Here is a 20790-nt window from a genome sequence, read left to right on the forward strand (position 1 = left end):
ATGTCAGCCATGGTCTCGGGGGAGAGGGCCTGGGGCTGATCGAACACGAAGATCGCCTGACCGGTGCGACCATCCCGCGAACGGGTCATACGGATATCGGGCACGACCGGCTCATCCACACCGGGGAAAAACTGGATCGCGGCCATCGCCCGTTATCGCAAAGGCTGATCCTAGTGATGCTGCCCGGCGGATCTGGTTGCCGCTCCGCTTTCGATCAGTTGCTCGGCGGCTCCCTGCGCAGTGAGCCCCGCACAGTCGAGTCGCTCCCGTGGGCTTGGCTCTTCGGTTTGACCATGGCGCTCGAGCTCGTGGTCGTAGCAGCGGTCGTAGTAGTCCAGCATCTGCGCACAGGCGCCATGCCAATCCGCTTGCTCGATCGCCTCGAGGGCGGTTTTGGTGCGTTGGGGACCCAGGCGTCTGGCGATCCGTTGGGTGGCATCGGCAAGGGCCAGGGGGTCCTGGATCCCGTAGACCGCCACCAGCTGCTCCAGTCGCTCCTCAACCGGTCTTGTGATTTCCAGCAGCGGAGCCCCCTGCATCTGCTGCCAGAGCCCCGAGGGAATCCGGCAGCGGCCCACCTGCACGCTTTCGGCTTCAACCCAAATCTCTTGGGCCGAGCGGTGCTGCTGCAGCACTTCAGCGATTTTGTTTTCGAAGTGCTCCGTGGTCGGCTGGGCCGGCAAACCCAAGCCGCCAAAGCTGCTGCCGCGGTGATTCGCCAGTCCTTCGAGGTCCAGCACCGCCACGCCTTGTTCCGCCAGGGCCACCAGAAGGTCGGTCTTCCCCGTCCCTGTCCGTCCGCCGAGAAGGCGAATGGGCCAGGGCTGCTCCATCAGCGCGAGGACCCACTGGCGATAGCTCTTGTATCCACCCTCCAGCAGCAGAACCTCAAGATCGAGGGTTTCGGCTAGCCAGGCGATGCTCCCCGAGCGCATTCCGCCGCGCCAGCAGTGAATTTTCAGGGGTTGCCCTGGATGGCTTTTGCTGAGTGTCTGCAGCTTTTCCCCTAGGAAGGCCAGCTTTGGCCCCACCAGCGAGAGGCCGAGCTGCACCGCCGCAGTGCGCCCCTGCTGCTTGTAGCTCGTTCCGACCTCTGCACGCTCCTGGTCGCTGAACAGAGGCAGGTTCTGGGCCCCAGGGATATGGCCCTTTTCGAATTCAGCTGGGGCGCGGACATCCACCACCGGACCCGGGTCCTGCAGGAAAGCCTCAATCGATTGGCGATCAGCCATGGCGATGATCCTGGGTGGGCTTCTCGCCGCTATGGGACTGCAATGCCTGACATAGTGGGCCAACGCTGTCGCACCAGCGTCAGGTCAGCCCGTCTCCATGCTCTCCGGACCACCCGTCACAACCACGGTCAGCGCTGACCAGTTGATCGAGCGCTTTCTGACGAGCGCTCCGCGCCAACGGCGCTCCCTTCTGCCGCAGGTGCTGCAGCTCAGCAGTGAGTGCCGTTCTTTGATCGCCGATCAAATTGACCGCTGGGATGCCACTGGAGACGACTGGGCCTGCGGGACCCTGATCCAGTTGTTGGTCTCCGAGGACGACGCCCTCTCCCAGGCTTTTTGGACCCGTTTCCCAGAGGGCTGGCTCGCAGTGACCAGTGGCCAGGGCCTGGATTACGGCCCCCTGCAGTTGGCCTTGATTCGTCAGGACTTCGAGGAAGCCGACCGTCTAACGAGCGAGCACCTGCGCCAGTTGGCTGGACCGGCAGCCGAAAAACGCGGCTACGTCTATTACTCCGAGGTCCCGCCGATGGCCTCCGTGGATCTTGAGAGTCTGGATCGCCTTTGGGTGACCTTCTCCCAGGCTCGTTTTGGTTTCTCCGTTCAACTGCGTTTGCTGCGCAACCTGGGCAACCGCTGGGAGCAGCTTTGGCCGCGGATTGGCTGGAAGCAAGCGGGGATCTGGACCCGTTACCCCAAGGCCTTCACCTGGACCCTCGAAGCTCCGGAGGGGCACATGCCCCTGGTGAATCAGTTGCGGGGGGTCCGTCTGATGGATGCCTTGCTCTCTCACCCAGGGGTGCAACAACGCGTGGCGTCCTGAAGCACGGCGCTTCACTCGGCGGTAGGGTCAAACCGTTCGCTGTTCCCCTCTCCGGGGCTCTATGGCGCTGCGTTGGGCTGACTACATCACCCCATCGACCCTGCATCTCGCTCCGCTGCTGGAGCTGTTGCTGGAGCCGATTCAATGCGCCGAACAACAGGCCACGCTCCAGTTGGGCCTCCAGGAGGTCCTGGTCAATGCCGTGCGCCACGGCAATGGCAACGACCCCCTGAAGTGCGTTCGGATTCGCCGGATCCTCTCCCCCAGGTGGTGTGTGTTTCAGGTTCAAGATGAGGGACCTGGCCTGCCTGCCCAAGCCCGCGTCGCTGCGCTTCCGGACCGACTCGATGCTGCGAGTGGCCGGGGCCTGTTCCTGATCCACCAGTGCTTCGAAGATGTGCGCTGGAGCCGCAGGGGCAACCGCGTCCAAGTGGCGATGCGCAGGGCCTAGTGGCCGTGCGTCGGGCAGCCGGGGTCCTTCAGGTCACCCTTGAGCCAGCCGAGGGCATGCTCCACCAGGGCCGTCGCCTGTTGCCTCTGTGCGCTCACGCCAGCTGAGGCCGGGCCGTTGGCTGGATCCAGCAGCAGCACCAGTGCTGCTGTCAGTTGCTCGGCTGCCCGCCGTTGGGGCTGTGCCTTGAGCGCATGCCAGTCCTGGTTGCTGATGGCCAGCTTCTGATGCAATGCCTGCGCCAACTGCTGGCTCTCCAGGGGCCACTCCCGCGGATTTTGCTTCGCCTGTTGAGCCTGCACTGGACGGATCCGTTGGGACCAGGCCATCCTGACGCCATGCAACAGCGACCGCGCTCCCCCTACCAGCCGATCCGCTGGCTGCATCAACTGGCCAACCTGCTGGCCACCGTGTCGGCCGCTGAGCGCCTGGAACCCTCCGACGACAGCCTCCAGGCCCGTCGTTTGCGACAGCGGCTCTCAGCAGCCCAGCGACTGTTGGATCCGCTCCCAAGTCCGCTTCAGGCCACCCTCTGGAGTGAGCGGGTTGTTTGGCAATTCCTGCGTTGGGGCGGCGTGGGCGCCCTCATGGCCGTCCTGTTGAAGCGTTGAACCGTCACGTTCAGGCGGCGACGCGAATCAGCGAACGTCCGGTGGGGCTAGGAGCCTGTTCTTGACTGCTGCCCTCAGGAGTCAGGCCATCTGGACTATTCGCCTTGAGTCGCTCTCCCCTGAGCCAGGCGGCATGCAGGGCACGGCGGCGCCGGTCCTCTGCCAGAACCAGGCGATCAGCGGCTGCCGTCGGGCTCTCGCCAGCTCGCACCGGAGTCCGCAGACAGATTCCGAAGCCTCGTGCTTCCACTTGAACTGCCCCCTCCATCAGCACGGTCTGGAAGGACCAGCCGTTGAGCCAGCGCACGTGAAAGGGGTTGCTCATCAGCAGACCCTATGGAGCGAGCGAGTAGTGGCAAGCCCTGTGTCAGGGCTTGGTGGCAGTCCAGACCCGGGTCATCAGATGGGATTGGGCACGAATTCCGCTGAATCCTGCTGCGCTCAGGCGAGCGTCGATGTCATCGCCGATGTAGTCGCGGTAGTACGGCTCATGGAACATCCGGCGGAAGTTGTCCATGGCGACTTCAAATTGCGGTGAGTCAGCCAGCTGGACGGAATCCGCAAGCACGAGGACACCACCAGGTTCCAGAACCCTGAAGCAGTCTTCGATCACGGCCTGACGCGCTTCGCCTGGAAGTTCGTGCATTAGGAAGACGCAGGTCACCCCCTGCATGCTCCCTTCTGCAAAGGGCATCGACTCGGCGTTGCCCTGGACCAGCTGCGGTAGTTCCGATGGACGTTGCGAGAGCCAGCGATTGGCCTGGCGCAGGTAGGCCGATGACAGATCCAGGCCCACGAGCTGCGCCTGGGGCAGGGCTGCTCGCAGTTGATGCAGGGTCCGGCCCGTACCGGTGGCGACGTCCAGAACCCGAAGGGAGCTGCTGGGTCGGTCACCGAAGGCGCGAAGGCCTTGGACCAACGGCTTGATCACCCGCCGGCGCATGGGATCGGCCGTGCCGTTGAACAGGATCTCGACCTGCAGGTCGTAGAGGGTCGCCGAGTGATCACTCAGATAGCCATCGGTTTGATGGTGAAAGTTCTGCAGGTAGTAGTCGGGATAGTTCTCGGTCTCGACATTGGTCGGAAGGTCACGGACGTTGCGCTCGGAGCGCCTGGTCCAGGTGCTGGGCATGTCCAGCCAGACCAGGGGGTAGCGCGCGGCCCAATCGCCCCAGGGGGCATCAAAGAGCAAGTTGGTGGGATACAGCCCCGCTTCTGCTTCTTGCCAATCCAGGTCCAGCAGGGCCTTGTGGGAGGCCTGCAGGTCCCGCAGCATCTGGGGCGGAATGGGCAGGGTTTTGGGCGCTCCATCGGGCGCCACAAATTCCATCAGGCGTGTGCTGATCTCCTTGTGGGCGACCCCGACCAGGCTCTTGCCCTGCTGTAGGGCCTCGTAGGCGAGCTTGGTGACGGCGTCAGCCATGGGCGGGATGCCACTGATCTCATGTGGCACCTATTTCAGCCGATGGGATGCAGTCGCCGTGGACTTGTATCGGCTTGAACTCTGATCAAGATTGATGGAGATGCGCGGAAACTGGTAGCAACAGCTACAGAATGAATCTGTGAAACATGATGGAGGAAGTCAATGATCGATACCACCCCCTCTGCTCGTTTGAATGAGCCGCACTATGTCGCCTGGGTGCGAGAGCGCCAGCGTGCTGCCCGTCGGCTGAGCGGCTGGCTGTCACAGCGCCGGGCCAAGCCCGACCTGGACCATGAGGAGCGGGTCGACGCTCAGACCTTGGTTTGGGCCCAGCGCCATGCCCATGAGCAACGGCTGCATGACAGCGCCATCGAGCAGCTGCGTCACAGCTGACTCGCCATCAAAAAGCCCCGGCCGAAGCCGGGGCTGCCATGAACGAGACCCTGATCAGGCGTCGTAGTACATGGTGAATTCGTGGGGGTGGGGCCGCTGGCGCAGCTGCTGCACCTCCTCGTACTTCAGGGCGATCCAGTTGTCGATGAAGTCTTCGGTGAAGACGCCACCGGCCAACAGGTACTCGTGATCAGCTTTGAGGGCTTCCAGTGAGCCGTTGAGGGACGCGGGAACGGTCGAGATCTTCGCAAGCTCCTCGGCGGGCAGTTCGAACAGGTCGACGTCGGTGCCATTGCCCGGGTCGATCTGGTTCTTGATGCCGTCGATGCCGGCCATGAGCATGGCGGCAAAGCCCAGATAGGGGTTTGCCAGAGCGTCGCCTGAGCGGAATTCCAGGCGCTTGGCCTTGGGATTCATGCCGGTCAGCGGGATGCGGACGGCGGCGGAACGGTTGCCCTGGGAGTACACCAGGTTCACCGGTGCTTCAAAGCCGGGCACCAGGCGCTTGTAGCTGTTGGTGGTCGGGTTGGTGAAGGCCAGGAAGCTGGGGGCGTGCTTCAGCAGGCCACCGATGTACCAACGGGCCGTTTGGGACAGGTTGGCGTAGGTGCCGTCGCCCCACATCAGGGTGTCGCCGTTCTTCCAGATGCTCTGGTGAACGTGCATGCCGCTGCCGTTGTCGGCAAAGATCGGCTTGGGCATGAACGTGGCGGTCTTGCCGTACTTCTTGGCAACGTTGCGCACGACGTATTTGTAGATCATCACGTTGTCCGCCGCGGTGATCAGCTCGGCGAACTTCATGCCCAGCTCATGCTGGGAGGTGGCGACCTCGTGGTGGTGCTTCTCGATGGGCACACCCAGGGAGCCCATGGTGAGGAGCATCTCGGTCCTCATGTCCTGAAGGGTGTCGTTCGGGGCGACGGGGAAGTAGCCCTCCTTCAGTTGAATTTTGTTGGCGAGGTTGCCGCCTTCTTCAACGCGATCGGTATTCCAGGGGTTCTCGATCGAGTCGACGCTGTAGAAGCTCGAGCCATTGGCGCTCTTGTAGCGGACGTCGTCGAAAACGAAGAACTCGGGCTCGGGTCCGAAGTAAGCCGTGTCGGCCAGGCCGCTGGAGCTCAGGTAGTCCAGAGCCTTCTGTGCCAGGGCACGGGGGCAGCGGGAGTAAGGCTTGCCACTACGGGGCTCCTGAATGGAGCAAATCAGGCTGAGGGTTTTGTGGCCGTAGAAGGGGTCGATCCAGGCGGTGTTCGGGTCGGGCACCATGGCCATGTCCGACTCGTTGATGGCCTTCCAGCCGCGGATGGAGGAGCCGTCAAAGGCAACGCCCTCGGTGAAGGCTTCCTCTTCAACCAGATCAGGGGTGACGGTGAGGTGCTGCCACTTGCCGTGGAGGTCAATGAACTTGAGGTCAATCAGTTCAATGCCTTCGTCCTTGATCTGACGGAGGACGTCCTGGGCGGTCTTGGCCATGACGCGTTGAGAATGGCTTGGTGAGTGCCGGCCTGTACCGGACGGCTCAGACCGTAGTGATCGGCGTTGACCCCGCTTTGTATCGCCCGTAACCAAATAGAGGACTGATCGGCCTGTTTTGGACTCCTCCGCTGGTTTGAGTAACCGTTTCTGTCAACTTCTTCAAAACCTCGATCCAGCAAGGGATCTGGACGTTTGCCGGTGCTACGGTCCAACCCAGGTGCGTCGATCTCACACCCCCAATGCGTGATGCCATCACCGGTCTGATCGGCCGTTACGACCAGCTCGGCCGTTATCTCGACGGCTCGGCCATTGACCGAATCGCCACCTATTTCTCTGAATCGTCGTTGCGTCTTGCTGCGGTTGAGCTGATCAACTGCGAAGCCGCTGAAATCGTCCGCGAGGCCAGCCAGCGCCTCTGGCAGTCGGATCCCGAGCTGTTGCTACCCGGCGGCAACGCTTACACCACGCGCCGCTGGGCTGCCTGCCTGCGGGACATGGATTACTTCCTTCGCTACGCCAGCTACGCCTTGGTGGCTGACGACAGCACAATCCTGAACGAGCGGGTCCTGAACGGCCTCGATGACACCTATAAGAGCCTCGGTGTCCCCACTGGTCCCACCGTTCGCAGCATCGCCCTGATGGCCGATGTGATTAGCGAGAAATTGCTCGATTCCGGTGCCGCTAATGCGGAGCTCATCAACAGTGTTGTGCGTGCTCCTTTTGAGCACCTTTGCCGCGGCTTGGCTGATACCAACGTGCGCGCCCGCTGATTCGCTCGCACCTGCGACTGCGTAGTCTCAACCCATCCAGCCCCCTCCCAGGCCTTGGCTTCCATCTCATCAACCGTGTCAGATCGACATCGGCTGTCGCTTGCTCCGATCGATACTCCGGAGCGCTTGCTGCTGGGACCTGGCCCCTCCAATGCCCACCCGACGGTTCTTGAGGCCCTCAGCCGCTCGCCGATCGGCCATTTGGACCCCCTGTATGTCGCCCTGATGGGCGAAGTGCAGGAGCTCCTCCGCTACGTCTGGCAAACCGATAACCGCCTGACCCTGCCGATGAGTGGCACGGGATCGGCGGCTATGGAAGCCACGATCGCCAACATCGTTGAGCCTGGCGACACCGTCCTCGTGGCGGTTAAGGGCTACTTCGGTTTGCGTCTTCAGGACATGGCGGGCCGTTACCGCGCCAATGTCCAGACCATCGAGAAGCCCTGGGGCGAAGCCTTCATTCTTGATGAGATCGAAGCGGGCTTGAAGCAGCACAAGCCCAAGGTCCTGGCGATGGTCCATGCCGAGACCTCAACGGGTGTCTGCCAGCCCATGGAGGGCATCGGTGACCTCTGCCGTCAGCACGACTGTCTCCTGCTGCTGGACACGGTGACCTCTTTAGGTGCAGTGCCCCTGTATCTCGATGAATGGAAGGTTGATCTGGCCTACAGCTGCAGCCAAAAGGGCCTGAGCTGCCCTCCCGGCCTCGGTCCCTTCTCGATGGGTCCCCGCGCCGAGGAGAAGCTGGCTGCCCGCAGCGGCAAGGTGCCCAACTGGTACCTCGACGTCAGCTTGCTGAATCAGTACTGGGGCAGTGACCGGGTGTATCACCACACCGCACCGGTCAACATGAACTTCGGCATGCGCGAGGCCCTGCGCCTGATCGCAGAAGAAGGTCTTGCGAACGTCTGGGCGCGCCACCGCCGCAATGCTGAGCGCCTTTGGTCAGGTCTTGAGAGGCTTGGGCTTGAACCCCACGTTCCCCTGGAGCTGCGTCTCCCCACCTTGACCACTGTTCGCATTCCAGAAGGTGTCGATGGCAAGGCCTTCACGACTCACCTGCTGAACAAGCACGGCATTGAAGTGGGCGGAGGCCTGGGTGCCCTCGCAGGCAAGGTCTGGCGCATCGGGCTGATGGGCTACAACAGCCGCGAAGAGAACGTGGATCTCCTGCTCAACCTGCTTGAGCAAGAGCTTCCGGCCTTCCGCTCTTCTGCGCCTGCCGCTGCTGCCGCCGCTGCTTGAACCAGGCCTCGAGCCTGCTCTTGCATTCCAGCTCCAGCACTCCGCCCATCACTGTCATGTGGTGATGGGCGCTCGGATCCGTCGCCAAGTTCAGACAGCCGCCGAGAGCACCGCGCTTGGGGTCATGGGCCCCAAAGATCACCTGTCCCATGCGCGCTTGCACCAGGGCGCCTGCACACATTGGGCAGGGCTCCAGCGTCACGATCAGGCTGCAGTCGTTAAAGCGCCAGTCGCCCCTCAGGCGTGCGGCTTGCTCCAAGGCCATTAACTCCGCATGCCCCAGGGGCCTTTGCTCCCGTTGCCTGCGGTTGACCCCCCAGCCCAGGGCCCGTCCATGGCCATCCAGCAGGACGGCCGCCACAGGGATTTCACCCTTCTCTCCAACGGCCTCTGCCCGGCGCAGCAGCCGCCTCATCCAGAGTTCATGGCGCTGAGCTTCGTTCAACCCCGAGGTCGATTCGCAGGCTTCTTCAACCATGCCAGCACGGCGGGTCCGATGACACGGGACAATGGGCGCTGAACGCTCAGGGCCATTGGCTCAAGCCCAACCGAGCCAGCCGCAGCGCAGCGTTGCCTGCTTCCCGGATCCCCTGCGGGAGGATCCCGCGTTGGAAGCCTTCTTGAGCTCGGCCAGCACGCGTCTCTGCCAGTGGTGGTCCAGTGCCGCTGAGCGCTCGCCCTTGCCCCTGCTGAGCGTTCTTCCCGAGCCGGCTCCACTGCAACAGGGCCTGTCTGCTGAGGCTTTGCTTGAGGATCTGCAGCTGGTGATGGATGGGGCCTACAACCCCGTCCACCCCGGTGCGATGGCCCACTTGGATCCCCCACCGCTCACCGCATCGGTGGCGGCTGATCTCGTCTGCGCCGGCCTCAACAACAATTTGTTGGCCGAGGAGCTCTCGCCAAGCCTGTCGCGGCTCGAGCGCAGCTTGACCCACTGGATGGCTGAACAACTGGGCCTCGGAGAGACGGCCGGTGGTGTCGCAGCCAGTGGCGGCAGCCTCAGCAATCTGATGGCCTTGGTCGTGGCTCGCCATCAGCTCGCCCATGGCGAGACCTCCGACTTGACGGTGTTCTGCAGCGCAGATGCCCACGTCTCCATCGGCAAGGCCCTGATGGTGATGGGCTTACCGAAGCAGAGTCTCCAGACCATCCAGACGGACGGCGCCGGCTGTCTCTGCCCCACGGCTCTTGCCGCTGCTTTGCAGTCGGCCGAGCAAGAGGGACGTCCTGTCCTTGCCGTTGTGGCCACCGCCGGAACCACGGTGCGGGGTGCCGTCGATCCCCTGGCGGCCATTTCTGATCTGTGCCACCGCCACGGGGTCTGGCTGCACGTGGACGGCGCGATTGGTGCGGTGTTTGGCCTCAGCCAACGGCACAAACACCTGGTCCCCGATCTGGACCGGGCCGACTCCCTCACGGTGAATCCCCAGAAGCTCCTGGGCATCACCAAGACCTCCTCCCTGCTGCTGCTGAAACGTCCTGAACTGCTGGCCTCCTGCTTTGGCACTGGCCTGCCCTACATGGAGCCCAGTTGGCTGCATGCCCATGGCGGTGAATGCGGCCTTCAGGGAACGCGGCCGGCCGAGATCCTCAAGCTCTGGCTGGGACTGCGCCAATTGGGTTTGGATGGAATCGATGCGTTGCTCCAGGGGGCCCTCCAACGGCGCGCTGCGCTGGAGCAGCACCTCTGCGGGCTGCCCTTGCAGATGCGCAGCGGCCCATTGCATCTATTGGCCTTCACCCCGAGTGCGATGGGGGCCAGCGAATCGGAGCGATGGTCGAGCCAGACCCGGCAGCAGTTGCTCGAACAGCAGTTGATGCTCTCCCGTCCCTTCTATGCGGGGAGGCATCACCTCAAGGCCGTACTCGGCAATCCCCACACCCGATCCACTGACCTGGCTGCCGTGGCCTCGGTCGTTCAGCGGTCGTTGACTTGCGTTTGAGATGAATCAACCGAACCCCCAAGGCCGCTGGGTCGCCATCGTGACCGGTGCCATCTCGATTCTGATCGCGGTGGCCTATCTGGCCTTCATCACCGTCCTGGATGCCCGTGGACCGATGCAGCCACCGCCGCCGGAGGCCTTCAGCGACGCTCGGGCCGTGGCGGCAGTTGCCCCTGCTTCCCCTGACGCTGCAGCGGTTCCACCACACGCTTCATCGCTGCCGACAGAAATGCATTGAGGGCGGATTCACGGCGGTTCAGGTCGTACTGACGCTGCACGACGTCCTGGATTCCGCCATCCCCCCAATCCTGATCCTGCTGGAAGTAGTTGATGAAACTGCGTCCGGCGATTCGAGTCAGCCAGCCTGCACCCACCGCCTGCACGGCACGGCTCAGCAGCAGCGCCGGAAGGTTCAGGCTGAGCGCGGCCCCGACCAGGCTGATGCCGCTCTTGATCAAGCCCAAGCTGGCCAGGGTTCGTCCCACGGAAACAGCCAGTTCCTGGGCCGAGGTTTTCGACAGGCTGACCCCATAGACGCGGCCGATTTCCATCACCATCTGGGCATTGACGGCGGCGGCCCCGAGCAAATCGATGCCCGGAAGCGGAGTGGCCGCGAGCACCCCGGCGCTGATCCAGCTGTAGCGATCGACGATCGACTCCGCATCCTGTTGCCGCTGCTCCGCCAGCAGACGGCGTCCCGCGTCGCTGAGCCTGCTGCTCTGCATCAGGATGTTGTCGGCAATCAGCTCCTCCCCGTCGCTGTGCAAGACCTGCGCGATCCTCCGCAGGAGCCGATCGATCTCCGGTGCTGGTTGCAGCGGTTGACCACCCGGCATCGGAACCGATTGGGGTGATGCACTGGCCGTCAGCACGTCCTCCAGTGCAATGCGGCCCTGGGTTCTGCGTCGAAGCAGCTCGAGGAGGCGTTTCTCTTCTTCTTCACCCCGCAGATCGCACTTGTTGAGGACCAGCAGCAGCCGTTTGCCCAAGCTGGCGAGCGCCGCAAACACCTCGAGCTCAGCGGCCCGAAGATCCCCATCGACAACAAGAAGTAGGAGATCGGCATTCGAGGCCTGATCGCGGGCAATCTGCTCGCGCTTCTGCCCCTCGATGCCCGCTTCCAAAATCCCCGGCGTGTCAACCAGTCGGATGCCTCGCTGCAGGTTGCGCAGGCGGAGGCGATAGCTCGTGGTTGTCGTCGTTGAACCCATGGCTGCTCCGACCTCGCCCACGACGTCGCGCAGCAGCGCCCGGATTAGGGAGGTTTTCCCGGCGGAGCCGGTGCCAAACACCACGATCACTAAATCGCCGCGTTCAAGCTCCGCTGCAACCCTCTCTCGTTCTTGCCTGAGGGCCTCACGTTGGACCTCGTCCCGGATGCCCTGCAGGAGCGTCTCGATCCCTGCAAGGTTCTTTTGAGCTGCTTCCTTGCGGTTGACGGGAGCCTCAATCGGCGCACTGGTGCGCGAACCGGGATCTTTAAAGACCTTCCAGCCTGAGCGCCGGATGCTGTTGAACCAGGGCCAAGCAAAGCGAGCGATCAGCAGTGCTGCCCCGCCGAAGAGCAGCAGGCTGAAGGGGCCAACAAGCCAGCTTGGAAGCAGGTAGCTCAGCTGCCAGAGCAGGTTGTTGACGGCCTGGAGCACGGCGGTGACGACCACCAAGACCCCGAGGGCCAGACCAAGCCAAAGCCAGATTCGACCAGGAGGTTTCACGCCAGCATCCCTTGGTGGAGGTCAAGGGCTCCTTGACCACGCGCTCCGATGATCCCCTTGATTAGTGCCTGCGCCAAGCGGGAAAGAGCGAGAGCGCTAGGCAAAGAACCGCGAGGTTGATGGCGACATCCGCGAGGTTGAAGATCGGGAAGGAGATCGGCACAAACTCCAGGAAGTCCACCACCCGCCCCAAGCGCCAGCGGTCGATTCCATTGCCAACGGCTCCTCCCAGCAAGAACCCCAGGCCCATGGCCTGCCAGCGATCCAGTGGACCGCTCGTCTGGATCCAGAACACAAGCCCCACGGCGACCGCGAGGCTGACCACTCCCAACAGGTTGGCGTTTCCCTCCAGCATGCTGAAGGCCGCACCGCTGTTGAAGACCAGCTGCAGTTGGAGCAGTCCTGGAAGCAGCGGACGAACGCCCACTCCGGCCAGATGGTCCACGGCCCAGGCCTTGCTGATCTGGTCCATCAGCACAACGGCGATGGCGATCCAGTAGCTCCGCTTCATCAACGGTCCAGCAACAACAGGCGTCGGCTTGGCCAGGCGAGAACGGCCACCGCACAACAGAGGAGCAGTTGGGGAAGCAGCGGCCCAAGGCTGTAGGTCAGCACCAACTGGGGCAGCTGTCCGCCCCAGCGCTGGAACAGCCCGCCGAGCAGGAGGTTGGCCAGGCCGCAACCCTGAAGGATCAACAGCCCCAGGACCGCTGCAGCCACAAGATTCAGCAGGTCATCCATGTCCTGCTGCTGGGCGAGGCGGCCGGTCAGCCAGGCAGCTGGTAGGAACCCAGCCAGATAGCCAAAAGCGGGATCGCTGAGGTAGCTCAACCCGCCGCCACCCTGAAAAACCGGGAGCTGGAAGAGCCCCAGGCTGATGTAGGCCATGCCGGCCAACATGGCCGGACGATGTCCGCAGACCAAGGCCGTAAAGAGCAGGGCTGGCACCTGCAAGGTCATGGGCAGGGGCACGAACGAGACGCCCTGGCTGCCTGGCCAAGGGATCGCGGCCTGAATCAACCCTCCACAGAGGATCAGCAGCAATCCAGCGAGGGCACCACTCCAGTTGGCAAGGGCGCGCACAGTTGGCCTCTCAGTGGGACCATCCTGCAGGAGAGTGGTGGTCTTGCAACGACCGATGTCCCAGGAATCCATCAGCGTTGGCACTCAGGTGCGTCTGCTGGCTCAACCCAGCTATCTCAAGACAGCCGACGCGATGTCGATGCTGCGCCCGCCTGATTTGATCGACGCCGACGAGGTTGGCCAGGTGGTAGCCCTCAAGGCCTTGGATCAAGTCGCCGTCCGTTTCCGTCGCGGCACCTTTTTGCTGGAGCTCAAGCAACTTGAACCGGTTTAAGACCGGTTCAGTGGATGCCCCGTCCAGACCGCCGTTGCTGCCTCAATCGCGTCCTGCGGTCCGCAGAGGCTCAAGGACGGTCCCTGCAGCAGCGCCTGCGCTGCTTGGTGGAGATCGTTCGGCGTCAGCGCTTCAGCTTCGAGAAGACAGCGATCGGCAAAGTCGAAGGGCAGGCCATGGCCGAGGACCAGGGCGTGGCGATCGGCCACTTGGCTGCAGGTTTGGCGCCCTAACGCCTCCTGACCTTTGAATTTCGCCTTGGCCAGCTGGAGTTGTGCATCACTGATGGGCTCCTCGAGCAGGCGCAGCCATTCATTGAGCAGCTCGCGGGTGGCGTCCTCAGCGCGGTCGCTCGAGCTGGAGAGATGGAACACGAAGGGGGCATCCCCGAGGCGCGCGGGGTAGTGCACCCCCACGTCGTAGGCCAGGCCGTGTTCCTCCCGTAGGGCCACAAAGAGGCGGCTGGACATGCCGATGCCCAGGTGGCAATGCAGCAGCCGTAGGGCCAGGGCCTGCTCACTGCCAAGGGGAGCTGTGGTGGTCCCCAGCATCAAGACCAACTGCTCAGTCTCATCGACGTTGCTCGCCAGTGAGACCTGCTTGAGCCCGGAGGCGCCGGCCAGTCGCTTTGGCGCCTGGGTCCTCCAGCTCTGGCCGTCGAGCTGATGCAGCAACAGTTGCTCGGGCTCCGCTGGGATCTGGCCCGCCAGGACCATCACGGCACCCTCTTGCCCGAGCTGGTGGGTCATCTGCTCGAGTTGCGGTCGAGCCAGTGCGCAGAGTTCGGCCTCAACACCCAGGGGGTCGTGGCCGTAGGGCCCTGAGCCGTAGAGCTGCTGACGCAGTTGATCGTGGGCGACCTGGAAGGGGTCCTCCTTCTGCCGCTGCAGGGTTTGCAGATTGAGTTGACGCTCGAGGGTCACCTGGTCCTCGACCAGCCACGGGCTGGTGACCATCTGCAGGACCAGCGGCAGCAAGAGAGCCGCGTCATCACTGGCGCACTTCAGGCTGATCAAGGTGCCGTCTTCGGCGGCCTCACAGCGCAGTCCTGCGCCCCGGCCTTCAACGAGATCAGCCAGGGCGTCGCCACTGAACGGCCCGCAGCCCCGGCTCAGCACCCCCGCGAGCAGTTGGGAAGCCCCCCGCTGGCCAGAGGGGTCGGCGCTGCTTCCGCCGCGGATCCAGAGCTTGGCCGAGAGGATGGCTGGACCTGGACGCTCGATGAGCCAGAGCGGACAGCCTCCGCTGAGCTCACGTTGTTGCACGCCGGCGCTGCTCATGCTGGAACCGCCTCCAACACAAAGGCTTGCTCCGGCTGCAGTTGTGGGACGACGTCCTGCACCAGGCGCTGTCCGTCCCATTCCTCGAGCCAGTCGAGCGGGGCTTGTAGGTTGTGCTTGCGATCCCACAGCGCGCTGTTGCCAACCATCGCGGCGACGGCGCTTGGTGCCTCCAGGCTGAAGCGGTAGCCGTTGCCGACCAATCGCCGGGCGCGCTCCACCTCGGCTTCGCTTGGGATCTCCTGCTGCAGTGCCTTCAGGACGCCATTGATTTCCGCTCGAACACGGCTGAGGTGTTCGGGCTCACAGACCGCCTCAAGCAAGACAAGGCAGCCGGACTCCAAGACGTTGAGATCGAGATCGACGCTTTCCACCAGCCGAAGCTGCTCCCGCAGTCGCTCCACCAGGCGACTGCGCCGTCCCTCCGCCAACAGGGTGGTCAGCAGGTCCCCACCAACCACAGACATTTGGTCAGCTGCACCGGGCAGCGGCCAGGCCATTAAGAGCCTGGCGGCCTCCAGCCGGGGCAGTTCCAGTCGCTCTTCACCGGGCATGAACTGCAGTGGAGCAGGCCTTGCGTCGGCTTCGGAGGGGACCAACTCCGCCAAGGCTGAGCGCTGCAGTTGCTCTTCCAGTTGCAACGCCGCCAGCGGCCCTGCCACCGAAAGGCAACAACGATCGGCGCGGTAATGACGGGCATGGAAGCGCGCCATGGCCTCCGGGGTGTGGCCAAGGAGTGCGTCCCGGTCCCCCAGGATCGCTTTGCCATAGGCGTGATCCAGGCAGCTTTGCTTGAGCAGCTGCTGAAAAGCCACTTCTTCCGGTTGGTCCTCACTCTGGGCGAGTTCCTCGAGCACCACCTGACGCTCCATGTCGAAATCGCTCCGGTCCAAGCGCGGTTGAAGCACCAGATCAGTGAGCAGCTCCAGTGCTTCAGCGCAGGCTTCGGGCGGAATCAGGACGTGATAGTGCACGTCGTCGAAGCCGGTGGCTGCATTGCTGTTGCCCCCAAGCGCTTCGATGCGCTGGTCAAATTCACCGGCTTGAAGGCTGTGACTTCCTTTGAAGACCATGTGCTCGAGGAAGTGGGCGATCCCCGCCTCCCCGGGGGCCTCCACTCCACTGCCGGAGCGGCACCAAAAGTCAAGGCAGACCACAGGTGCATTCGGCAGATCGAGTTGCACCAGGGACGTTCCGTTGGCGAGCTGACCACGCTGCGGTTCAGGCAGCGGAGCGGTGTTCAGACCTGACAACGGATTGAGAACCTGTGGTTCGCCCCATTCTGCTGGCAGGATCGCCAGGACGGTCGCCGCTTCAGCCCCGATGAGTTCTGCTGCCCTCGGCATTCATCCGCTCGTTGACGCCCTCGCTGAGCGCATCCGTCAGCAGTGGTCCTCCTTGCCGGAGCTGCAGCCACTGGCGGTAGATCCCCAATTGGAGGCCATTAGCGGCAGCCTCGATGGGGAGGACCTCTTCATCCGCAATGAATTGCGCTCCAGCCGCGGTCTGCGCAAGTTGCACCTGGAAACCGCACGGCTTGGAGCCGGCCTGCAGATCCTCCACTGCGTCTTTTTCCCCGACCCCCGCTATGACCTGCCCGTCTTTGGGGCGGACATCGTTGCCGGCCGTGGCGTGGTCTCTGCTGCAATCGTTGATCTCTCGCCCGTGGATGGCGCCCTGCCGCAGGCGGTCCTTCAGCGTCTGGAGGCCCTGCCGAAGCGCGCGTTCAGCCAGGAGCGTGAGCTGCCTGAGTGGGGGACGATCTTTTCTCCCTATGTCCGCTTTGTCCGTCCTGCGGATGCAGCGGAAGAGCAAAGCTTTATCGAGCTCGTCAGTGATTTTCTGCGGGTGTTGGGTGAGGCCAGTGCAGAGGCCGTTCCTCAGCCCATCGATCACCCAGATACGGTGAGGCGACATAGCGGCCAGCTCTCGTATTGCCAGCAACAGAAGCGCAACGACAAGACCCGCCGCGTGCTCGAGAAAGCCTTCAATCCCGAGTGGGCCGATCGCTACATCGAGGAGTTGCTCTTCGACGATCCACTGCCCCTGCAGTGATGCTGCAGTGGCTGAAGCGATATCCCTGGCGAAGTGGCGGTGGAGCAGTGGCTCTGCTGCTGCTCGCCGTGGTGATTGGTCGTGCCCTGGACCGGCCCGCGCCGGTGCCTCCGGCCCCGGTTGTTCAACCCAGAATTGAATCCGTTTCGGCCCTGGGTCGACTGGAACCCGCCGGCGATGTCCGCAAGCTGGCCGCTCCCATGGGGTCGATGGGCGGCAGCCCCCGCATCAGCGGCCTTTCGGTCCAAGAAGGTGACCGGGTCAAGCGCGGTCAGATCCTGGCCACCTTTGATAACCGCCCCGGACTCTTGGCCGATCTCGCGGCGATCAATGCCCGTATTGGCACCCTGGATCGCTCGATCGCGATGCAGCGTCGTGAGGTGAGTCGCTACCGCGAAGCCTCCAGGGAAGGTGCCGCCAGCATGGTGCTGCTGGAGGAGAAGCAAGACGAGCTGGTGACTTTTGAAGGACAACGGCGTCAAGCCCTCGCTGAGAAGCGAGGCATTGAAGTGGACCTCAAGGACAGCCAACTCCGCTCACCCATTGATGGGACGGTATTGCGGGTCTATGCCCGTCCTGGGGAGCGTCCTGGTTCGGACGGCATCCTGTCGGTTGGCGCCAGCGACCGCATGGAGGCGATCGCCGAGGTCTACGAAAGCGACATCGGTCGGATTCGCCTGGGCCAGAGTGCTTCGTTGATCAGTGAAAACGGAGGCTTCAGCGGCAAGCTGAAGGCTGAAGTGCTGCGGATTTCTCCGCAGATCCGGCAGCGGGATGTGCTCTCCACCGATCCAACGGGCGATGCGGACGCTCGCATCGTCGAAGTGCGACTCGCCCTGGATCCCGCCGATGCCAAGCGTGTGCAGCAGCTCTCGGGCCTGAAGGTCATCGCGCGCTTTGAGCCGTGAGTCTTCAGCGTTGGTTTGAGGGGATCTGGCAACGCCGGCGCATTCCCCTGGCCCTGCTGCTCTTAACCCGGCAGCCAGTGCGTCTGGCTGTAGCGCTTGCGGGCATCAGTTTCGCCGGGATCCTGATGTTCATGCAGCTGGGCTTCCGTGACGGGCTGTTTGATGCCAGCGTCACGATTCACCGGCTGTTTGACGCCGATCTGGTGCTGATCAGTCCCCGGTCCACCAGTTCGGTGAGCATGGCGGGCTTCCCCAAGCGCCGTTTGGTCCAGACCATGGCGGCCCCAGAGGTGGAGGGGATCACGCCGGTTCACTGGAATTTGTTGCTCTGGCGCAACCCCGAAACGCGGGGCACACGCTCCATTTTGACCCTGGGCTTTGAGCCCAATGATCCCCTCTTCACCGATCCTTCGCTGGCCCCAAAGGCGCGGGCGCTGACTCAAAAGGGGCGGGTTCTTTTTGATGAGCAGTCCCGACCGGAATTTGGACCGGTGGCCGAGTGGTTCCGTGAGGGGCGCACGGTGGAGAGTGAAATTGCCGGCAAGCGCGTCCGTGTGGCTGGTTTGGTTGGCTTGGGAACCTCCTTTGGAGCGGATGGAAATCTGCTGACCAGCTCGGAGACCTTCATCGATCTGCTTCCCAACACCCCGCCCGGGAGCATCGAGGTCGGCTTGGTTCGCCTGAAACCCGGAAGCGATCCCATCGCCGTCGCCCAACGTCTGCAGGCTCAACTGCCCAGCGACGTCAAGGTGCTCACCAAGCAGGGCTTTATTGATTTCGAGCAGAACTACTGGCGCACCAGCACCTCCATCGGCTTCATCTTCACGCTCGGGGCTGCCATGGGATTCGTCGTTGGCTGCGTGATCGTCTATCAGGTGCTCTATTCCGACGTGAGTGACCACCTGCCGGAGTACGCGACCTTGATGGCGATGGGCTACAAGCTGCCCAGCCTGCTTGGGGTCGTTGCCCGCGAAGGACTGCTGCTGGCCGCCTTTGGCTATCTCCCGGCCTATGCCGCAGGCCAGGGCCTCTATCTCATGGTGCGCTCTGCCACCCAACTGCCGGTGTTCATGGACTCCGCCCGCGCCATCACCGTGTTCAGCATGATTCTGGTGATGTGCATGGCGTCAGCAGGGCTGGCCATGCGTCGCCTGGCCGACGCCGATCCCGCAGAGATTTTCTGACCCGATGGCCACCTCCGCTGCAGTTGATCTTCGGGAGCTCTCCCATTTCTATGGATCGGGGACCATGCGGCGCCAGGTCCTCCAGGGTGTCAACCTGACTGTTGCGGCCGGCGAGGTCGTGCTGCTGACGGGACCCTCCGGCTGCGGCAAGACCACCCTGCTGACCCTTGTCGGCGCCCTGCGCTCCGTTCAAGAAGGATCTGTAGAGGTGTTGGGCCAACAGCTGGCCTGTGCCAGTCGCCGCGATCGTCAGCGGCTGCGCCGCTCGATCGGCATGATCTTTCAGGGACACAATCTGCTGCGCTGCCTGACGGCGGAGCAAAACGTCCAGATGGGATCGGACCTGCTGCCTGGCCTGAGCTACCGCGCCCGGCGTGATCAATCCAGGGAGTGGCTTCGGGCCGTGGGCCTCGGGGACGAACTGCATAAGTTGCCCCATGACCTCTCCGGCGGTCAGAAGCAGCGCGTGGCGATTGCCCGTGCCCTCGCAGCCCACCCGCGCTTGCTGCTCGCCGATGAACCCACCGCAGCGTTGGATTCGCAAACGGGTCGTGAGGTGGTGGAACTTTTAAGGCGTTTGGCCCGCGATCAGGGCTGTGCGGTCCTGATGGTCACCCATGATCCGCGGATCTTGGATATCGCTGATCGCCTGGTGCGTATGGAGGATGGCCGTCTGCTGGAGGCAGGAAAGCCCGCGTTATCCGTTCAGCACTGAGGACGATTCAGTACTGTGGGGACTAACCCGAACTTCACGCCGTTTCGATGGCCAAACGCCGCAACCTCAAGAAGGAAAAGCAAGAGCGCAACCGCGCGTACGCCCGCAAGTTCAAAAAGCGGAAGATGCGTAACGACGGTCGCGGCGAAGGCGCAGGTAATGGCGTGACCGGCACCGCCAACAACGGCGGCGCGGCTGACTGATCAGCTCTCGCAATTTGACTGCTCTGGGATCCTGAGGGATCCCTTTTTTTTGCTCGAATCGTCGACCTGGCCATGTTCCTCAGCGTCGTCATCCCCACCTACAACCGTCTGCCGATTCTCGAGAAGTGCCTGCGCGCCCTCGAGAGCCAGCGACTGGCTGCACCGATCAGCAACTACGAGGTGGTGGTGGTGGATGACGGGTCCACCGACGACACCGTGGCTTGGTTGGGCCGCCATCAGGCCGATCTCCCCCACGTCCGCCTGGTCCAACAGGACCACGGCGGACCGGCTGAGGGGCGCAACCGCGGGGTCGATCACGCCCGCGGTGACGTGATTGTTTTTATTGACAGCGACCTGGTGGTGACGGAGGACTTTCTCCTGAGTCACGCCAGCCAGCTGAACCAGAGCTGGCAGGAGCGGGGCGATCGCCTCTGCTTCACCTATGGAGCGGTGATCAACACCGCCAATTTTGAAGATCCGACCAGCGAACCCCACAAGCTCCGCGATCTTTCCTGGGCCTATTTCGCCACCGGGAATGTCGCGATTGATCGTGAGGTTCTTGAGCGCAGTGGCCTGTTTGACACCCGCTTCCGGCTCTATGGCTGGGAAGACCTGGAGTTGGGCGAGCGGCTGCGGCAGATGGGCGTCGTACTGGTCCGTTGTCCAGCTGCGGTTGGCTATCACTGGCACCCGCCTCTGAGCTTGGAGCAGGTCCCCCGCCTGATCGCCGTGGAGGGGGAGCGGGCCAAGATGGGTCTGGTCTTCTACAAAAAACACCCCACCCGGCGGGTGCGGTTCATCATTCAATTCACCATCCTCCACAGGGTGCTCTGGGAGCTACTGACCCTGGGTGGTCTCGTGAATGAGCGCAGCCTTCGGCCGCTGCTGGCTTGGCTGATTCGTCAGGGCCAAGCGGCATGGGCCATGGAGCTACTCCGGCTTCCTCTCAATCGCATCGGTGTCAGGGCGCTTTATGCCGAGGCTCGGGCCGCCGGTCTGCGCTGAGCAG

The 20790-nt window shown here is 63.3% G+C and carries 26 protein-coding genes; 14 read left to right on the top strand and 12 right to left on the bottom strand.

All coding sequences use genetic code 11. The features are described 5' to 3' along the window. Positions 1-146 (bottom strand): photosystem II reaction center protein Psb28 (gene psb28 / locus CB0205_RS14645; RefSeq protein WP_010316865.1); only part of this gene is annotated, 146 nt, incomplete at its 3' end. A 24-nt stretch (positions 147-170) separates the two neighbouring features. Further along, the gene (mnmH, locus tag CB0205_RS0109660) at positions 171-1232 is read right to left on the bottom strand and encodes a tRNA 2-selenouridine(34) synthase MnmH (protein ID WP_010316866.1); all 1062 of its coding nucleotides are present in this window, start codon (positions 1230-1232) and stop codon (positions 171-173) included. A gap of 97 nt (positions 1233-1329) precedes the next feature. Here mnmH and CB0205_RS0109665 point away from each other — a divergent pair, with 97 nt between their 5' ends. Then, positions 1330-2052: a GUN4 domain-containing protein gene (locus CB0205_RS0109665; protein ID WP_010316867.1), complete on the top strand. Its 723-nt coding sequence runs from the start codon at positions 1330-1332 to the stop codon at positions 2050-2052. Positions 2053-2113: 61 nt separating this feature from the next. Further along, a complete protein-coding gene (locus CB0205_RS0109670) occupies positions 2114-2503 on the top strand; it encodes an ATP-binding protein (RefSeq protein ID WP_010316868.1) in 390 nt (129 codons plus the stop codon). Here the strand turns inward: CB0205_RS0109670 and CB0205_RS0109675 are convergent. Next, on the bottom strand, positions 2500-2832 hold the full coding sequence (locus tag CB0205_RS0109675; RefSeq protein ID WP_010316869.1) for a DUF6439 family protein: 333 nt from the start codon (positions 2830-2832) through the stop codon (positions 2500-2502). The two genes, CB0205_RS0109670 and CB0205_RS0109675, sit on opposite strands and share 4 nt — an antisense overlap. A gap of 9 nt (positions 2833-2841) precedes the next feature. On the opposite strand from CB0205_RS0109675, the gene CB0205_RS0109680 reads away from it, so the two are divergent. Further along, positions 2842-3114, top strand: coding sequence for a hypothetical protein (locus tag CB0205_RS0109680; RefSeq protein ID WP_010316870.1), 273 nt, complete (start codon positions 2842-2844; stop codon positions 3112-3114). A gap of 10 nt (positions 3115-3124) precedes the next feature. On the opposite strand, the gene CB0205_RS0109685 is transcribed toward CB0205_RS0109680, so the two are convergent. Together CB0205_RS0109685 and CB0205_RS0109690 are read right to left on the bottom strand one after the other, a co-directional pair. Next, positions 3125-3439, bottom strand: coding sequence for a hypothetical protein (locus CB0205_RS0109685; protein WP_010316871.1), 315 nt, complete (start codon positions 3437-3439; stop codon positions 3125-3127). A 42-nt stretch (positions 3440-3481) separates the two neighbouring features. Beyond that, positions 3482-4537, bottom strand: coding sequence for a class I SAM-dependent methyltransferase (locus tag CB0205_RS0109690; RefSeq protein WP_029626287.1), 1056 nt, complete (start codon positions 4535-4537; stop codon positions 3482-3484). 216 nt (positions 4538-4753) lie between these two features. On the opposite strand from CB0205_RS0109690, the gene CB0205_RS0109695 reads away from it, so the two are divergent. Next, the gene (locus CB0205_RS0109695; protein ID WP_232197292.1) at positions 4754-4930 is read left to right on the top strand and encodes a hypothetical protein; all 177 of its coding nucleotides are present in this window, start codon (positions 4754-4756) and stop codon (positions 4928-4930) included. Between the two features lie 54 nt (positions 4931-4984). Here CB0205_RS0109695 and glnA read toward each other — a convergent pair whose 3' ends face one another. After that, positions 4985-6403 (bottom strand): type I glutamate--ammonia ligase, encoded by a 1419-nt coding sequence (gene glnA, locus CB0205_RS0109700; protein ID WP_010316874.1) that lies wholly within the window; start codon positions 6401-6403, stop codon positions 4985-4987. 242 nt (positions 6404-6645) lie between these two features. Between glnA and CB0205_RS0109705 the strand changes: the two genes are divergently transcribed. After that, on the top strand, positions 6646-7176 hold the full coding sequence (locus tag CB0205_RS0109705) for an allophycocyanin subunit beta (protein WP_010316875.1): 531 nt from the start codon (positions 6646-6648) through the stop codon (positions 7174-7176). 75 nt (positions 7177-7251) lie between these two features. Further along, entirely contained in the window at positions 7252-8421 is a 1170-nt protein-coding gene (locus CB0205_RS0109710; protein ID WP_232197293.1) for an alanine--glyoxylate aminotransferase family protein, read from the top strand. Here CB0205_RS0109710 and CB0205_RS0109715 read toward each other — a convergent pair. Then, complete coding sequence (locus CB0205_RS0109715) at positions 8351-8899, bottom strand: nucleoside deaminase (RefSeq protein WP_010316878.1); 549 nt, start codon at positions 8897-8899, stop codon at positions 8351-8353. The genes CB0205_RS0109710 and CB0205_RS0109715 overlap by 71 nt on opposite strands. Before the next feature lie 55 nt (positions 8900-8954). Here CB0205_RS0109715 and CB0205_RS0109720 point away from each other — a divergent pair, with 55 nt between their 5' ends. Further along, a complete protein-coding gene (locus CB0205_RS0109720) occupies positions 8955-10364 on the top strand; it encodes a pyridoxal-dependent decarboxylase (protein ID WP_010316879.1) in 1410 nt (469 codons plus the stop codon). Positions 10365-10504: 140 nt separating this feature from the next. On the opposite strand, the gene CB0205_RS0109725 is transcribed toward CB0205_RS0109720, so the two are convergent. From CB0205_RS0109725 to CB0205_RS0109735, 3 genes are all read right to left on the bottom strand, one after another. After that, positions 10505-12079 carry a YcjF family protein gene (locus tag CB0205_RS0109725; protein ID WP_010316881.1) on the bottom strand — a complete coding sequence of 525 codons (1575 nt, stop codon included), beginning with the start codon at positions 12077-12079 and terminating at the stop codon, positions 10505-10507. A gap of 61 nt (positions 12080-12140) precedes the next feature. Then, positions 12141-12590 carry a signal peptidase II gene (gene lspA, locus CB0205_RS0109730; protein WP_010316882.1) on the bottom strand — a complete coding sequence of 150 codons (450 nt, stop codon included), beginning with the start codon at positions 12588-12590 and terminating at the stop codon, positions 12141-12143. After that, a complete protein-coding gene (locus tag CB0205_RS0109735; protein WP_010316883.1) occupies positions 12590-13162 on the bottom strand; it encodes a biotin transporter BioY in 573 nt (190 codons plus the stop codon). Before CB0205_RS0109735 ends, lspA begins: the two co-directional genes overlap by 1 nt. 55 nt (positions 13163-13217) lie before the next feature. Between CB0205_RS0109735 and CB0205_RS0109740 the strand changes: the two genes are divergently transcribed. Beyond that, on the top strand, positions 13218-13436 hold the full coding sequence (locus CB0205_RS0109740; RefSeq protein WP_010316884.1) for a DUF3148 domain-containing protein: 219 nt from the start codon (positions 13218-13220) through the stop codon (positions 13434-13436). Here CB0205_RS0109740 and CB0205_RS0109745 read toward each other — a convergent pair. Next, complete coding sequence (locus CB0205_RS0109745; protein WP_010316886.1) at positions 13433-14716, bottom strand: pitrilysin family protein; 1284 nt, start codon at positions 14714-14716, stop codon at positions 13433-13435. The genes CB0205_RS0109740 and CB0205_RS0109745 overlap by 4 nt on opposite strands. Then, positions 14713-16062 carry an insulinase family protein gene (locus tag CB0205_RS0109750; protein ID WP_010316888.1) on the bottom strand — a complete coding sequence of 450 codons (1350 nt, stop codon included), beginning with the start codon at positions 16060-16062 and terminating at the stop codon, positions 14713-14715. The genes CB0205_RS0109745 and CB0205_RS0109750 overlap by 4 nt, the downstream gene beginning before the upstream one ends. Here CB0205_RS0109750 and CB0205_RS0109755 point away from each other — a divergent pair. The 6 genes from CB0205_RS0109755 (at position 16040) to CB0205_RS0109780 (ending at position 20786) form a co-directional block, all read left to right on the top strand. Beyond that, positions 16040-16771, top strand: coding sequence for a phycocyanobilin:ferredoxin oxidoreductase (locus CB0205_RS0109755; RefSeq protein ID WP_010316890.1), 732 nt, complete (start codon positions 16040-16042; stop codon positions 16769-16771). The two genes, CB0205_RS0109750 and CB0205_RS0109755, sit on opposite strands and share 23 nt — an antisense overlap. Next, on the top strand, positions 16771-17679 hold the full coding sequence (locus CB0205_RS0109760; RefSeq protein WP_010316892.1) for an HlyD family efflux transporter periplasmic adaptor subunit: 909 nt from the start codon (positions 16771-16773) through the stop codon (positions 17677-17679). The genes CB0205_RS0109755 and CB0205_RS0109760 overlap by 1 nt, the downstream gene beginning before the upstream one ends. After that, the gene (gene devC, locus CB0205_RS0109765) at positions 17676-18863 is read left to right on the top strand and encodes an ABC transporter permease DevC (protein WP_010316893.1); all 1188 of its coding nucleotides are present in this window, start codon (positions 17676-17678) and stop codon (positions 18861-18863) included. Before CB0205_RS0109760 ends, devC begins: the two co-directional genes overlap by 4 nt. Before the next feature lie 4 nt (positions 18864-18867). Beyond that, positions 18868-19578 (top strand): DevA family ABC transporter ATP-binding protein, encoded by a 711-nt coding sequence (locus CB0205_RS0109770; RefSeq protein ID WP_010316895.1) that lies wholly within the window; start codon positions 18868-18870, stop codon positions 19576-19578. A gap of 47 nt (positions 19579-19625) precedes the next feature. Continuing rightward, on the top strand, positions 19626-19781 hold the full coding sequence (locus CB0205_RS16075) for a hypothetical protein (protein ID WP_006850288.1): 156 nt from the start codon (positions 19626-19628) through the stop codon (positions 19779-19781). A gap of 72 nt (positions 19782-19853) precedes the next feature. Then, on the top strand, positions 19854-20786 hold the full coding sequence (locus CB0205_RS0109780; protein ID WP_010316909.1) for a glycosyltransferase family 2 protein: 933 nt from the start codon (positions 19854-19856) through the stop codon (positions 20784-20786). Positions 20787-20790 lie beyond the last annotated feature (4 nt).

The sequence above is a fragment of the Synechococcus sp. CB0205 genome (assembly GCF_000179255.1).
GTDB lineage: Bacteria > Cyanobacteriota > Cyanobacteriia > PCC-6307 > Cyanobiaceae > Vulcanococcus.

Coding starts and splice junctions, on each gene's coding strand:
- mnmH (WP_010316866.1), bottom strand. CDS start 1,232: ATGGCTGATCGCCAATCGATTGAGGCTTTCCTGCAGGACCCGGGTCCG.
- CB0205_RS0109665 (WP_010316867.1), top strand. CDS start 1,330: ATGCTCTCCGGACCACCCGTCACAACCACGGTCAGCGCTGACCAGTTG.
- CB0205_RS0109670 (WP_010316868.1), top strand. CDS start 2,114: ATGGCGCTGCGTTGGGCTGACTACATCACCCCATCGACCCTGCATCTC.
- CB0205_RS0109675 (WP_010316869.1), bottom strand. CDS start 2,832: ATGGCCTGGTCCCAACGGATCCGTCCAGTGCAGGCTCAACAGGCGAAG.
- CB0205_RS0109680 (WP_010316870.1), top strand. CDS start 2,842: ATGCAACAGCGACCGCGCTCCCCCTACCAGCCGATCCGCTGGCTGCAT.
- CB0205_RS0109685 (WP_010316871.1), bottom strand. CDS start 3,439: ATGAGCAACCCCTTTCACGTGCGCTGGCTCAACGGCTGGTCCTTCCAG.
- CB0205_RS0109690 (WP_029626287.1), bottom strand. CDS start 4,537: ATGGCTGACGCCGTCACCAAGCTCGCCTACGAGGCCCTACAGCAGGGC.
- glnA (WP_010316874.1), bottom strand. CDS start 6,403: ATGGCCAAGACCGCCCAGGACGTCCTCCGTCAGATCAAGGACGAAGGC.
- CB0205_RS0109705 (WP_010316875.1), top strand. CDS start 6,646: ATGCGTGATGCCATCACCGGTCTGATCGGCCGTTACGACCAGCTCGGC.
- CB0205_RS0109715 (WP_010316878.1), bottom strand. CDS start 8,899: ATGGTTGAAGAAGCCTGCGAATCGACCTCGGGGTTGAACGAAGCTCAG.
- lspA (WP_010316882.1), bottom strand. CDS start 12,590: ATGAAGCGGAGCTACTGGATCGCCATCGCCGTTGTGCTGATGGACCAG.
- CB0205_RS0109740 (WP_010316884.1), top strand. CDS start 13,218: ATGTCCCAGGAATCCATCAGCGTTGGCACTCAGGTGCGTCTGCTGGCT.
- CB0205_RS0109745 (WP_010316886.1), bottom strand. CDS start 14,716: ATGAGCAGCGCCGGCGTGCAACAACGTGAGCTCAGCGGAGGCTGTCCG.
- CB0205_RS0109755 (WP_010316890.1), top strand. CDS start 16,040: ATGAGTTCTGCTGCCCTCGGCATTCATCCGCTCGTTGACGCCCTCGCT.
- CB0205_RS0109750 (WP_010316888.1), bottom strand. CDS start 16,062: ATGCCGAGGGCAGCAGAACTCATCGGGGCTGAAGCGGCGACCGTCCTG.
- CB0205_RS0109760 (WP_010316892.1), top strand. CDS start 16,771: ATGCTGCAGTGGCTGAAGCGATATCCCTGGCGAAGTGGCGGTGGAGCA.
- CB0205_RS0109770 (WP_010316895.1), top strand. CDS start 18,868: ATGGCCACCTCCGCTGCAGTTGATCTTCGGGAGCTCTCCCATTTCTAT.
- CB0205_RS16075 (WP_006850288.1), top strand. CDS start 19,626: ATGGCCAAACGCCGCAACCTCAAGAAGGAAAAGCAAGAGCGCAACCGC.
- CB0205_RS0109780 (WP_010316909.1), top strand. CDS start 19,854: ATGTTCCTCAGCGTCGTCATCCCCACCTACAACCGTCTGCCGATTCTC.